This is a genomic window from Streptococcus mitis, from assembly GCF_009496155.1.
GTDB lineage: Bacteria > Bacillota > Bacilli > Lactobacillales > Streptococcaceae > Streptococcus > Streptococcus mitis_BQ.
Map to the genome: position 1 here is coordinate 69,594 of NZ_WIJP01000004.1, position 14,200 is coordinate 83,793.

Genomic DNA, 14,200 nt, shown 5'->3' on the forward strand with positions numbered 1-14,200 from the left:
TCAATCCATACTTGCAACATCGTTGCACATCTTATTTAGGAGGTTCAGTAATGAACAAGAAACAATGGCTAGGCCTTGGTCTAGTTGCAGTGGCAGCAGTTGGACTTGCTGCATGTGGTAACCGCTCTTCTCGTAACGCAGCTTCATCTTCTGATGTGAAGACAAAAGCAGCAATTGTCACTGATACTGGTGGTGTTGATGACAAGTCATTCAACCAATCAGCTTGGGAAGGTTTGCAAGACTGGGGTAAAGAACACAATCTTTCAAAAGATAAAGGTTTCACTTACTTCCAATCAACAAGTGAGGCTGACTACGCAAATAACTTGCAACAAGCGGCTGGAAGTTACAACCTAATCTTCGGTGTTGGTTTTGCCCTTCACAATGCAGTTAAAGATGCAGCAGAAGAGCACACTGATTTGAACTATGTTTTGATTGATGATGTGATTAAAGATAAAAAGAATGTTGCTAGCGTAACATTTGCTGATAACGAAGCTGCTTACCTTGCAGGTGTTGCAGCGGCTAAAACAACTAAAACAAAACAAGTTGGTTTTGTAGGTGGTATTGAGTCTGAAGTTATCTCACGTTTTGCAGCTGGATTTAAATCTGGTGTTGCCTCAGTAGACCCATCTATCAAAGTTCAAGTTGACTATGCTGGTTCATTTGGTGATGCTGCTAAAGGTAAAACAATTGCAGCAGCACAATACGCAGCTGGTGCAGACGTTGTTTACCAAGCAGCAGGTGGAACAGGTGCTGGTGTCTTTGCAGAAGCAAAATCACTCAACGAAAGCCGTCCTGAAGGTGAAAAAGTTTGGGTTATCGGTGTTGACCGTGACCAAGAAGCAGAAGGTAAATACACTTCTAAAGATGGCAAAGAATCAAACTTTGTTCTTGTATCTACTTTGAAACAAGTTGGTACAACTGTAAAAGATATTGCTAACAAGGCAGAAAAAGGTGAATTCCCTGGCGGTCAAGTGATCGTTTACTCATTGAAAGATAAAGGGGTTGACTTGGCAGTAACAAACCTTTCAGAAGAAGGTAAAAAAGCTGTTGAAGCTGCAAAAGCTAAAATCCTTGATGGAAGCGTAAAAGTTCCTGAAAAATAATGGATGGAAGTCATTTCTTAGGAAGCGGCCCTCGGCCGCTTTTTTAAGAGTTGAGACAAAGTCATTTTGTCTCAGTAAAGCTTGCTACTAGACAAACTAGCAAGTTTTATTGAAATAAAATAAGACTCTGAAAGGAAGAGCACATGGCACACGAAAATGTCATTGAGATGCGTGATATTACCAAGGTGTTTGGTGAATTTGTTGCCAACGACAAAATCAACCTGCACCTACGAAAAGGTGAAATTCATGCACTTTTAGGAGAAAATGGGGCTGGAAAGTCCACACTCATGAACATGTTAGCAGGGCTTCTTGAACCAACCAGTGGTGAAATTGTGGTCAACGGTCAAGTTGTCAATCTCGATTCACCATCTAAAGCAGCTAGCTTGGGAATCGGAATGGTTCACCAGCACTTTATGTTGGTAGAAGCCTTCACAGTTGCTGAAAACATCATTTTAGGTAGTGAATTAACTAAAAATGGTGTGTTAGATATCGCTGGAGCTAGCAAAGAAATCAAGGCTCTTTCTGAACGTTATGGCTTAGCTGTTGATCCTTCTGCTAAAGTGGCAGACATCTCAGTTGGAGCCCAACAACGTGTAGAAATTTTAAAAACCCTTTATCGGGGGGCTGATATCCTTATCTTTGACGAACCAACGGCTGTCTTGACTCCATCAGAAATTGATGAGTTGATGGCTATTATGAAAAATCTTGTCAAAGAAGGAAAATCAATTATCTTGATCACCCACAAGTTAGACGAGATTCGCGCAGTTTCTGACCGTGTTACAGTTATCCGTCGTGGGAAATCAATTGAAACAGTCGAAATTGCAGGAGCTACCAATGCTGATTTAGCAGAAATGATGGTAGGTCGTTCTGTTTCCTTTAAAACAGAGAAACAAGCCTCTCAACCAAAAGAAGTGGTCTTGTCTATCAAAGATTTGGTGGTCAATGAAAACCGTGGTGTTCCAGCTGTTAAAAATCTGTCCTTGGATGTTCGTGCTGGAGAGATTGTTGGTATTGCAGGGATTGATGGAAATGGTCAGTCTGAACTGATTCAAGCCATTACAGGTCTTCGCAAGGTTGAATCTGGTAGCATTGAGCTAAAAGGAGATTCAATTGTAGGCTTGCACCCACGTCAGATTACAGAGTTGAGTGTTGGGCACGTTCCAGAAGACCGTCACCGTGATGGTTTGATTTTAGAAATGATGATTTCTGAAAATATTGCCCTTCAAACCTACTATAAAGAACCACATAGTAAAAATGGAATTTTGAACTATTCAAATATTACTTCTTATGCTAAAAAGCTAATGGAAGAGTTTGATGTTCGTGCTGCCAGTGAATTTGTTCCTGCAGCGGCACTCTCAGGAGGAAATCAACAAAAAGCAATTATTGCTCGTGAAATTGATCGAGATCCTGATCTCCTTATCGTCAGCCAGCCAACTCGTGGGTTGGATGTCGGTGCCATTGAGTATATCCACAAGCGCTTGATTGAAGAGCGTGATAATGGCAAGGCTGTCCTTGTTGTCAGCTTTGAATTGGATGAGATTTTAAACGTCTCAGACCGTATTGCCGTTATCCACGATGGTAAGATTCAAGGTATTGTATCACCAGAAACAACCAATAAACAAGAACTAGGTGTCTTGATGGCTGGTGGAAACTTGGGAAAGGAGAAGAGTGATGTCTAAAAAATTACAACAAATTTCGGTTCCCTTGATTTCTGTCTTCCTAGGAATTTTGCTCGGAGCCATTGTCATGTGGATCTTCGGTTATGACGCTATTTGGGGCTACGAAGAATTGTTCTATACAGCCTTTGGTAGTCTGCGTGGGATTGGAGAAATCTTCCGCGCCATGGGGCCTTTGGTCTTGATTGGTCTTGGCTTTGCCGTTGCCAGTCGTGCAGGTTTCTTTAACGTTGGGCTTCCTGGTCAGGCTTTGGCAGGTTGGATTCTCAGTGGTTGGTTTGCCTTGTCGCATCCAGATATGCCACGCCCCTTGATGATTCTAGCAACCATCGTGATTGCCTTGATTGCTGGTGGAATTGTCGGAGCTATTCCAGGTATTCTGAGAGCCTATCTAGGGACGTCAGAGGTTATCGTAACCATCATGATGAACTATATCGTCTTGTATGTAGGGAATGCCTTTATCCATGCCTTCCCTAAAGACTTCATGCAAAGTACAGATTCAACCATTCGTGTTGGGGCTAATGCAACTTACCAGACACCTTGGTTGTCTGAGTTGACTGGTAACTCACGGATGAATATTGGTATTTTCTTTGCCATCATTGCCGTTGCAGTTATTTGGTTCATGCTCAAGAAAACAACTCTTGGTTTTGAAATTCGTGCGGTTGGTCTTAATCCCCATGCTTCAGAATATGCTGGTATTTCTGCAAAAAGAACGATTATCCTATCAATGATTATATCAGGTGCCTTGGCTGGTCTTGGTGGTGCTGTTGAAGGACTTGGAACCTTCCAGAACGTCTATGTTCAAGGGGCGTCATTAGCTGTCGGGTTTAACGGGATGGCGGTTAGTCTGCTTGCGGCAAACTCACCAATTGGTATTCTCTTTGCAGCCTTCCTCTTTGGTGTTCTCCAAGTTGGAGCCCCTGGTATGAATGCGGCGCAGGTACCGTCTGAGCTTGTCAGCATTGTAACAGCTTCTATTATCTTCTTTGTCAGTGTTCATTACCTTATCGAACGCTTTGTCAAATCGAAAAAACAAGTTAAAGGAGGTAAGTAAAGATGTCTATTACAACCTTGCTCACCCTCTTGGTGTCTTCTATGCTGATTTACTCAGCCCCCCTCATCTTTACAAGTATCGGTGGCGTTTTCTCTGAACGTGGTGGTGTAGTAAACGTCGGCCTTGAAGGCATTATGGTTATGGGTGCCTTTTCTGGAGTTGTCTTTAACCTTGAATTTGCAGAACAATTTGGAGCAGCAACTCCATGGCTATCTTTGTTAGTTGCAGGATTGGTAGGGGGAATCTTTTCTATCATCCACGCAGCAGCGACGGTTCATTTCCGTGCAGACCATGTTGTCAGTGGTACGGTATTGAACTTGATGGCACCAGCCTTGGCTGTTTTCTTGGTTAAAGTTCTTTATAACAAAGGACAAACCGATAACTTAAGCCAGACTTTTGGACGCTTTGATTTCCCAGTCTTGGCAAATATCCCAGTGATTGGTGATATCTTCTTCAAGTCAACTAGTCTACTTGGTTATCTGGCCATTGCCTTCTCATTCCTTGCTTGGTTTATCCTCTTCAAAACGCGCTTTGGTCTTCGTCTCCGCTCTGTCGGTGAACACCCTCAAGCAGCTGATACCTTGGGAATCAATGTCTACAAGATGAGATATTTAGGGGTTATCATTTCAGGTTTCCTAGGTGGAATTGGTGGAGCGATTTATGCTCAATCCATCTCAGTTAACTTCTCAGTGACAACTATTGTTGGACCTGGATTTATCGCCCTTGCTGCGATGATTTTTGGAAAATGGAATCCAATCGGAGCCATGCTATCTAGTCTCTTCTTTGGGCTTTCACAAAGTTTGGCTGTTATCGGTTCTCAATTGCCGTTCCTACAAGGTGTGCCAACAGTTTACCTTCAAATCGCACCTTATGTTTTGACAATTCTTGTCTTGGCAGCCTTCTTTGGAAAAGCAGTCGCACCAAAAGCAGATGGTATCAACTATATCAAATCAAAATAAGCATACAAAAAAACGTCAGTTCATTCAAAACTGGCGTTTTATTTTTTAGGATGTTGGTGAGTTAAGTTCAATCCCCAAGGAACCAAATTTTCAGTTTTATTTTTGATGCGAGAGATATTATCCTTATGTCGAATGATAATCAAGCTAGCGAGTGCTAGGATAATAGCAATGAAGAGAGGGTCATAGTGACTCAGGATAAAACCAACAAGTGGAAAGAGTAGAACTCCAATGACAGCCGCGATAGATGCTGTGACACTAGAGAGTGAAATCATACTACCAAGATAGAGGGTTCCAAAGAAAACAACTGCAAGGTAGAGACAGAAGACAGGCGCAAATCCGAAAACCACTCCAGCGCTAGTTGCGACAGCCTTACCACCCTTAAATCCTGCAAAGATAGGGAAGGTATGGCCGATTACAGCTAAAAGTCCAAAGATGAGAGGCGAAACGCCTTGTAGATGAAAAATAATTGGAAGAAGTGTTGCTAGGGTTCCTTTGAAAAAGTCAATTACAAAGGTCGCCATACCAGCTTTCTTACCTAAAATACGGAAGGTATTGGTTGTTCCAGTATTTCCAGAACCATGATCGCGGAGATTGATTTGAAAGAATACTTGTCCAATCCAGAGACCAGACGGAATTGAACCCAGCAGATAGGCTAGGATTAATAAAACTATTGTAATCATACTCCTATTATATCATGAAATGGAGAAGAAAGGCAGAGAATCTCTTCTGAAATTGTCACAGCGGAGAAAGAAAAATTTTGCAAAATCCTTGGAAAACCTGTAGAATAGTAAAGATGAACGAATAGGAGGTTCCTTGTGTCAAAAAAGGAAATCAATATTAACAATTATAATGATGATGCCATTCAGGTGCTAGAAGGGTTGGATGCGGTTCGAAAACGTCCAGGGATGTATATCGGATCGACCGATGGTGCTGGTCTCCACCACCTAGTCTGGGAAATCGTCGATAATGCTGTCGATGAAGCCTTGTCTGGATTTGGTGACCGTATTGATGTGACCATCAATAAAGACGGGAGTTTGACTGTGCAAGACCATGGTCGTGGGATGCCGACTGGAATGCACGCTATGGGGATTCCAACAGTTGAGGTAATCTTTACCATTCTTCACGCCGGAGGGAAATTCGGTCAGGGTGGCTACAAGACTTCTGGTGGTCTCCATGGGGTTGGATCTTCCGTTGTAAACGCCCTATCAAGCTGGTTGGAAGTTGAAATTACCCGTGATGGAACGATTTATAAACAACGATTTGAAAATGGGGGCAAACCTGTTACGACTCTTGAAAAGGTCGGTACAGCACCCAAGTCTAAGACAGGTACTAAGGTTACTTTTATGCCTGACGCGACGATCTTTTCTACGACAGATTTCAAGTACAATACCATCTCAGAACGTCTCAATGAGTCAGCCTTTCTCTTAAAAAATGTGACCTTGTCTTTGACGGACAAACGAACAGATGAAGCGATTGAATTCCACTATGAGAATGGGGTACAAGACTTTGTTTCTTATCTGAACGAAGATAAGGAAACCTTAACGCCAGTTCTATACTTTGAAGGCGAAGACAATGGTTTCCAAGTGGAAGTAGCTCTCCAGTACAATGATGGATTTTCAGATAACATCCTATCCTTTGTCAATAACGTTCGCACCAAGGACGGTGGAACGCACGAGACAGGACTTAAGTCTGCCATTACCAAGGTTATGAATGACTATGCGCGTAAGACGGGGCTTCTCAAGGAAAAAGATAAAAACCTTGAAGGGTCAGATTACCGTGAAGGGTTAGCAGCTGTTCTTTCTATCTTGGTTCCTGAAGAACACCTCCAGTTTGAAGGCCAGACCAAGGATAAACTTGGAAGTCCGCTTGCTCGTCCCGTTGTGGATGGAATTGTGGCGGATAAGTTGACCTTCTTCCTCATGGAAAATGGGGAACTGGCTTCTAACCTCATCCGTAAGGCTATCAAGGCTCGTGATGCTCGTGAAGCGGCTCGCAAGGCGCGTGATGAGAGCCGGAATGGTAAGAAAAATAAAAAAGACAAGGGCTTGTTGTCTGGGAAATTAACCCCAGCCCAGTCTAAGAATCCTGCTAAGAATGAACTCTATCTAGTCGAGGGGGACTCTGCCGGTGGTTCTGCCAAACAAGGCCGTGACCGCAAGTTCCAGGCTATTTTGCCTCTTCGTGGTAAGGTTATTAATACAGCCAAGGCAAAGATGGCGGATATCCTCAAAAATGAAGAAATTAATACCATGATTTATACCATTGGTGCGGGTGTTGGGGCAGACTTCTCTATTGAAGATGCTAACTATGACAAGATCATTATTATGACCGATGCGGATACAGACGGTGCCCACATTCAAACACTTCTCTTAACCTTCTTTTACCGCTATATGCGTCCTCTTGTCGAGGCAGGACATGTCTATATCGCCCTTCCGCCTCTTTATAAGATGTCCAAAGGAAAAGGCAAGAAAGAAGAAGTGGCCTATGCTTGGACGGACGGTGAGCTAGAAGAGCTCCGTAAACAGTTCGGTAAAGGCGCTACTCTCCAACGTTACAAAGGTCTTGGTGAGATGAATGCGGACCAGCTCTGGGAAACAACCATGAATCCTGAAACCCGTACCCTTATCCGTGTCACCATCGAAGACCTAGCACGCGCCGAACGTCGCGTCAATGTCCTCATGGGAGATAAGGTCGAACCACGCCGTAAGTGGATTGAGGACAATGTCAAGTTTACGCTGGAAGAAGCGACAGTGTTTTAAGTCACTTTTTAATGAATGGGTATCAACATGAGAGCTGAAACAGAAATGCTAGATCTGATTTTACAAACTGCCAAAACTTTACAAGTAAAAGCTGTCGGCCTGTCTGGTTCACGGACAAACCCAAAGGCCCCAAAAGATGAATTTCAAGACTATGACGTGGTCTATGTCGTGGACGATTTAGATAATCTGACGAGTGACCTTTCTTGGCTAGACCAGTTTGGCAAACGTATTATTGAGCAAGAGGTTGCTCTTGACCATCGTCGTCTATATCTCATGCTCTTTGAAGATGGTAATCGTATTGATTTGACTCTTTGCCCTAAAGAACACATTCAAGAATGGGTGGACAGTGAAGCAGGATTCACTGTTTTAGAAGATGAGAAGGGCTTATTTGAGTCATATTCTCCCAGTCCAAAGCGTTTCTGGATACATTCAGCTACTGAAACAGATTTTAAAAATTCCTGCAATGAATTTTGGTGGGTGTCTGCCTATGTAGTCAAAGGCATTTGTCGCAAACAAGTCATCTATGCGACCGACTATCTCTACAGCATTTGTCAACAAGAACTCCTGAAAGTCTTATCTTGGCAGGTAGCAAGTGACAGGGGAAAGGTCGACATCGGAAAGAATTACAAGTATCTCTTTAACTATTTACCTACTGAGAAAGAGAAAGAATTCTCAAATCTACTTGATTTTTCAAGTATAGAGAAACTTACTCAGTCTTTGTTTGCTACGATGCAACTTTTTCATCAAGAAGCTCAATTCTTTGCTCAAAAGATGGGTTTTGACTATGATACGGAAGTGGCTGAGAAGATGATTGAGTATGCTGAGGAAAGAGTGAAGAAGTTTGGGAATAACTAGAAAAATGAAAAAGCGAGAGGAGAAGACTCATGATTGAAAAAGTGGAACGCCTTATTACAGAGATTAATCGTATTCATCTAGAATATTCTAAAGATTATTTTGAAACGGGTAAGGTGGAAAAAATCAATCTCAAGCATACCTTTTCTAAAGTTCCTACGAAAGCGATTTTGGCCTACCGTCTGAATTTACATGAGTCGATTAATGACTATCTGATGAAAGCGGATGTCCAAGATATTGCCTATGTTTATCGCGTCAAAACTTCTGAGTCTATTTTAGATAAAATTACACGTTTTTCAGAGCGTCAAGAGGGCTATCCTGTGAATTCTATTCTTAATGATATTTTTGGTGCTCGTATGATTTTAAGTTCCAAAGAGATATCTCAAGTTATGGAGAAGCTAGATGATTGGCAAAATCTGTACGGACTAAAAAACTGGTATTTACGTGATAAAGATGGCTATGTCGGTATTCATATCTATTTTAAAAATAAAAGTAATTTTTATTACCCATGGGAACTTCAACTTTGGGATAAGAAAGATGTAGATAGCAATATCGCCAGTCATATCAAGTATAAACGAGGATTTGTGGAGTAGGCATTTCAAGTGGAAATGACGATACAGGAATTGGATGAAACTCACTTACTCTATATTTTTTCTTTTTCCATAATATTTTCTTTCCATTTTTCGAAAGAAGTTGAACACGCCTTAAATGCTGTGTGAAAATTCCTTAATACTAACCGAATCAATAAATTTTAAACACTTTAAACTACAGAAAGGATAGTTTGGTTACTCATCGTAACTGAACACGGGACTAAGACTTAGGAAAAAAGAGAAATCGACTTGGGTTCATAGAACCTTACATCGATTTCCTATTTTTCTACAGAAATTTTCGGCAAGCCGAATTGTCCCTTTGTATCTTATGTCTAACATTCAAAACATGTCCCTGGAGGACATCATGGGAGAGCGCTTTGGTCGCTACTCCAAGTACATTATTCAAGACCGGGCTTTGCCAGATATTCGTGATGGCTTGAAGCCAGTTCAGCGCCGTATTCTTTATTCGATGAATAAGGATGGAAATACTTTTGACAAGAGCTACCGCAAGTCGGCCAAGTCTGTCGGGAATATCATGGGGAATTTCCACCCACACGGTGATAGTTCTATCTATGATGCCATGGTTCGTATGTCACAGGACTGGAAAAACCGTGAGATTTTGGTCGAAATGCACGGAAACAACGGTTCTATGGACGGGGATCCGCCTGCGGCTATGCGTTATACCGAGGCACGTTTGTCTGAGATTGCTGGCTATCTTCTTCAGGATATCGAGAAAAAGACAGTTCCTTTTGCTTGGAACTTTGACGACACGGAGAAAGAGCCGACGGTCTTACCAGCAGCTTTTCCGAATCTATTGGTTAATGGTTCGACTGGGATTTCGGCTGGTTATGCCACAGACATTCCTCCCCATAATTTGTCTGAGGTCATTGATGCGGCGGTTTATATGATTGACCATCCAACTGCAAAAGTTGATAAACTCATGGAATTCTTGCCTGGACCAGACTTCCCGACTGGAGGAATTATCCAAGGGCGTGACGAAATCAAGAAAGCCTACGAAACTGGGAAAGGGCGTGTGGTTGTTCGTTCCAAGACTGAGATTGAAAAGCTAAAAGGTGGTAAGGAACAAATCGTTATCACTGAGATTCCTTATGAAATCAATAAGGCTAATCTGGTCAAGAAAATCGATGATGTTCGTGTCAATAACAAGGTGGCTGGTATTGCTGAGGTTCGTGATGAGTCTGACCGTGATGGTCTTCGTATCGCTATTGAGCTCAAAAAAGACGCCAATACTGAGCTCGTTCTTAACTATCTCTTCAAATACACAGACCTGCAAATCAACTACAACTTTAACATGGTGGCGATTGATAATTTCACACCTCGCCAGGTTGGGATTGTTCCAATCCTGTCTAGCTACATCGCCCACCGTCGCGAAGTGATTTTGGCGCGTTCCCGCTTTGACAAGGAAAAGGCTGAAAAACGTCTCCATATCGTCGAAGGTTTGATTCGCGTGATTTCGATTTTGGACGAAGTCATTGCTCTTATCCGTGCTTCTGAGAATAAGGCTGACGCCAAGGAAAACCTTAAGGTCAGCTATGATTTTACAGAAGAACAGGCTGAGGCTATCGTAACCTTGCAACTGTACCGTTTGACCAATACAGACGTAGTTGTCTTGCAGGAAGAAGAAGCAGAACTTCGTGAAAAGATTGCCATGCTTGCGGCGATCATCGGTGATGAACGGACCATGTACAATCTCATGAAGAAAGAACTTCGTGAGGTCAAGAAGAAATTTGCGACACCACGTTTGAGTAGCTTAGAAGACACAGCAAAAGCAATCGAGATTGATACAGCTAGTTTGATTGCCGAGGAAGATACCTATGTCAGCGTGACCAAGGCAGGTTACATCAAGCGTACCAGTCCACGTTCCTTTGCGGCTTCAACGCTAGAGGAAATTGGCAAACGTGATGACGATCGTTTGATTTTTGTTCAATCTGTCAAGACAACCCAGCACCTCTTGATGTTCACAAGTCTCGGAAATGTCATCTACAGACCAATCCATGAATTGGCAGATATTCGTTGGAAGGACATCGGAGAGCATCTGAGCCAGACCATTACAAACTTTGAAACCAACGAAGAAATCCTTTATGTAGAAGTGGTAGATCAGTTCGATGATGCGACAACCTATTTTACAGCCACTCGTCTCGGTCAAATCAAGCGTGTAGAACGCAAAGAATTCACTCCATGGCGAACCTACAAGTCTAAGTCTGTCAAGTATGCTAAGCTCAAAGATGATACAGACCAGATTGTAGCAGTAGCTCCGATTAAACTGGATGATGTTCTCTTGATTAGCCAAAACGGTTATGCCCTTCGTTTCAATATTGAAGAGGTTCCTGTTGTCGGTGCCAAGGCTGCAGGTGTCAAGGCTATGAATTTGAAAGAAGATGATGTCCTCCAATCTGCCTTTATCTGTAACACCTCATCCTTCTATCTCTTGACTCAGCGTGGAAGTTTGAAACGTGTTTCCGTTGAGGAAATTCCAGCAACTAGCCGTGCTAAACGCGGACTACAAGTTTTGCGTGAGTTGAAAAGTAGACCGCACCGTGTCTTCTTGGCTGGTGCAGTTGCAGATCAAGGATTTGTAGGTGATCTCTTCAGTACAGAAGCGGACAGGAACGACCAAACTCTGCTTGTCCAATCCAATAAAGGAACAGTCTATCAAAACCGATTGCAGGACTTGAACCTGTCAGAACGAACTAGCAACGGAAGCTTCATATCAGATACTATTTCAGATGAGGAAGTTTTTGACGCTTATCTTCAGGAAGTTTATACAGAACTAGGATCTAACAAATAGTAAAGGCAATGAAAAGGTTTTTGTCGAGAAATTTCTTAAGCTATAGATTTAAAAGTTGAATTTGATTATATATACAAAAACGAACAGTGCTGATTCCCAACTGATAGGGACTTGCTCCTGCTCGTTTTCTTGCTTTTAGCTATATAGACTACTCAATTGTTGCATATATAGATATTAACATATTAATAACTATATAAGTTGACCTAATAAAAAATACTAGCCTTTTAAGAAAACAATTGAATCTATAATATTTTTATGTTATACTCTTGTTGTTTAAAGAAAGTGCGCTTAAGGAATAATTAGCTCAAATATATTAAAGGAGTTTTGTATGTCTCAAAATAAACAAGATAAAGGATTTCGTTTTTCTATTTGTAAGCGTAGTGTTGGAGTATGTGGTGTTGCCATTGCAACATTTTTACTAGGTTCTGGACTAATTTTTCAATCAAATGTAGTAAAAGCTACAGAGCCAAGTGTAGCTGCAGTTTCTGGTGAAAACATTGCTGCTCACAAACCTGCAAGTCAAAGTTCAATTGCGTATGGAGGAGAAGCGTCTAGAGCGGTTGATGGCAATCGTGATAACGCATGGAGCCACCGTTCCGTTACCCATACAGATTTTCAAGATCATTCTTGGTGGAAAGTTGATTTAGAGAAAGAAGAATCAGTAGGAACTGTTCGTATCTACAATCGTGGAGATGGGGATGTAGCAAAGCGTTTATCTAATTTTGATGTTATTTTGTTGGATAAAGCTGGAAATGAAGTAACTCGTCAACATATCGATAGCTTAAACAATCGACCAACAATTGATGTTCAATTCTCAGGAGTGAATGCACGATATGTTAAAGTGGAGCTAAATAATTCAAAAACACCACTTAGCTTAGCAGAAGTCGAAGTGTATCGCACTGTAAAAGACAAGAGTGCAACAAGCAGTAAATCAGAAAATAGATCAAAAACAGATTTTACTGCTGAACTCAATCACTATTTGTTTGATTTGAATTATGATAAAACAGATATTTTAACTAGACGGGGTGAGGCGATAGAAAATTACACGAATACAAGCACAAAGCAACAAGGAAATGAGTTTGTGGTTGTAGAGAAAGTGAAGAAGAGTCTTTCCAATGGTTCTTCTGATGTTGCCATTAATAGCAATGGGGATATTTACCTAGGTGCTTTGTTTAAAGCAAATCAAGACCTTCTAGAAAATAAACCACAACAAATTAGTTTAGAGCGTAGCAAAGGTAGGATTAGTGTTGACTTACCAGGAATGGTTGGCGGAGATAGCTATGTAGATGCTAATCCAACTGTAAGTGGTATGCAAGAAGGTGTGAATACCTTGTTAAATCGTTGGCATGAAAAGTATGCTGCTAAAAACGCTACTCCGGCACGTATGCAATACGAATCAACTTCTGCTTATAGTATGAATCAATTGAAAGCAAAATTTGGAAGTGATTTTGAAAAAGTAGGAGCGAACTTAAAATTTGACTTTGAGGCTGTGAACAAGGGTGAGAAACAAATTGAGGTCGTCGATTTTAAACAAATTTACTATACTGCTAACTTTGATGCTCCAAAAAATCCATCAGATGTATTTGCTCCAGGAGTAACGGTTGATCAATTGAAAGCACGTGGAATTGATGAAAAAACACCTCCTGTATACGTGTCAAGTGTTTCATACGGACGTCAAATGTATGTCAAATTTGAAACAACAAGCAAGAGTACAGAATTGAAAGCAGCTATCGATGCTGTAATTAAGGGAGTACCGATTAAAGCCGAATCTGAATGGGCGCGTGTCTTGAAGGATACCAAGGTAACAGTTTCAATCGTAGGTGGAAATGCTGATAGAGCTGGACGTGTTGTGACAGGTACAGTAGAAGATTTGAAGAGTTTGATTCAAGAAGGAGCTACTTTCAGTACACAAAACCCTGCTGTTCCAATTTCTTATAAGACTGCATTCTTGAAAGATAATCAAGTGGCCACAATTCAAAGCAATACAGACTACATTGAAACGAAAGTCACTTCATACAAAAATGGTTTCCTCAATTTACATCATAAGGGAGCCTATATCGCTCGTTACTATGTTTACTGGGATGAAGTAACTTATGACAAGGATGGTATCGAAAGTATCCGCTCACGTCAATGGGAAGATAATGGTAAAAGTAGAACAGCTGGTTTCCAAACTGAAATTCAATTTAGAGGAAATGTGCGCAATATACGTGTGAAGATTCAAGAAAAAACAGGTCTTGTTTGGGAACCATGGCGTACAGTTTATAATCGCACAGACCTTCCTCTTGTTCAAAAACGTATCATTGTTAACTCAGGTACAACGATCAGACCAAAATACGATGAAAAAGTTGAAAACAACTAATTTTTCACTTGTAAAAGGAATCAGTTCTAAGAGCTGGTT

General features: G+C 41.4%; 10 protein-coding genes. 9 read left to right on the top strand and 1 reads right to left on the bottom strand.

What is annotated here, in order from left to right:
• Positions 1 to 50 precede the first annotated feature (50 nt).
• The 4 genes from GEZ84_RS03465 to GEZ84_RS03480 all read left to right on the top strand — a co-directional run bounded on the left by GEZ84_RS03465 (position 51) and on the right by GEZ84_RS03480 (position 4,792).
• Entirely contained in the window at positions 51 to 1,103 is a 1,053-nt protein-coding gene (locus GEZ84_RS03465) for a BMP family lipoprotein (protein ID WP_153223500.1), read from the top strand.
• A gap of 143 nt (positions 1,104 to 1,246) precedes the next feature.
• Positions 1,247 to 2,782, top strand: a complete 1,536-nt coding sequence (locus GEZ84_RS03470; protein WP_033681960.1) for an ABC transporter ATP-binding protein — start codon at positions 1,247 to 1,249, stop codon at positions 2,780 to 2,782.
• On the top strand, positions 2,775 to 3,833 hold the full coding sequence (locus GEZ84_RS03475; protein WP_153223501.1) for an ABC transporter permease: 1,059 nt from the start codon (positions 2,775 to 2,777) through the stop codon (positions 3,831 to 3,833). The genes GEZ84_RS03470 and GEZ84_RS03475 overlap by 8 nt, the downstream gene beginning before the upstream one ends.
• Before the next feature lie 2 nt (positions 3,834 to 3,835).
• Positions 3,836 to 4,792 (top strand): ABC transporter permease, encoded by a 957-nt coding sequence (locus GEZ84_RS03480; RefSeq protein WP_049513683.1) that lies wholly within the window; start codon positions 3,836 to 3,838, stop codon positions 4,790 to 4,792.
• Positions 4,793 to 4,830: 38 nt separating this feature from the next.
• Here GEZ84_RS03480 and plsY read toward each other — a convergent pair whose 3' ends face one another.
• Positions 4,831 to 5,472 carry a glycerol-3-phosphate 1-O-acyltransferase PlsY gene (gene plsY / locus GEZ84_RS03485; RefSeq protein WP_153223502.1) on the bottom strand — a complete coding sequence of 214 codons (642 nt, stop codon included), beginning with the start codon at positions 5,470 to 5,472 and terminating at the stop codon, positions 4,831 to 4,833.
• A gap of 135 nt (positions 5,473 to 5,607) precedes the next feature.
• Here plsY and parE point away from each other — a divergent pair, with 135 nt between their 5' ends.
• The 5 genes from parE to GEZ84_RS03510 all read left to right on the top strand — a co-directional run bounded on the left by parE (position 5,608) and on the right by GEZ84_RS03510 (position 14,161).
• Complete coding sequence (gene parE, locus GEZ84_RS03490; protein WP_319946412.1) at positions 5,608 to 7,551, top strand: DNA topoisomerase IV subunit B; 1,944 nt, start codon at positions 5,608 to 5,610, stop codon at positions 7,549 to 7,551.
• Between the two features lie 27 nt (positions 7,552 to 7,578).
• The gene (locus GEZ84_RS03495) at positions 7,579 to 8,406 is read left to right on the top strand and encodes an aminoglycoside 6-adenylyltransferase (protein WP_153223503.1); all 828 of its coding nucleotides are present in this window, start codon (positions 7,579 to 7,581) and stop codon (positions 8,404 to 8,406) included.
• Between the two features lie 29 nt (positions 8,407 to 8,435).
• Entirely contained in the window at positions 8,436 to 8,996 is a 561-nt protein-coding gene (locus tag GEZ84_RS03500; RefSeq protein WP_153223504.1) for a GTP pyrophosphokinase, read from the top strand.
• A 325-nt stretch (positions 8,997 to 9,321) separates the two neighbouring features.
• Positions 9,322 to 11,802 (top strand): DNA topoisomerase IV subunit A, encoded by a 2,481-nt coding sequence (parC, locus tag GEZ84_RS03505; protein WP_153223505.1) that lies wholly within the window; start codon positions 9,322 to 9,324, stop codon positions 11,800 to 11,802.
• Between the two features lie 328 nt (positions 11,803 to 12,130).
• A complete protein-coding gene (locus tag GEZ84_RS03510) occupies positions 12,131 to 14,161 on the top strand; it encodes a thiol-activated cytolysin family protein (RefSeq protein ID WP_153223506.1) in 2,031 nt (676 codons plus the stop codon).
• The last annotated feature ends 39 nt before the right edge of the window (positions 14,162 to 14,200 follow it).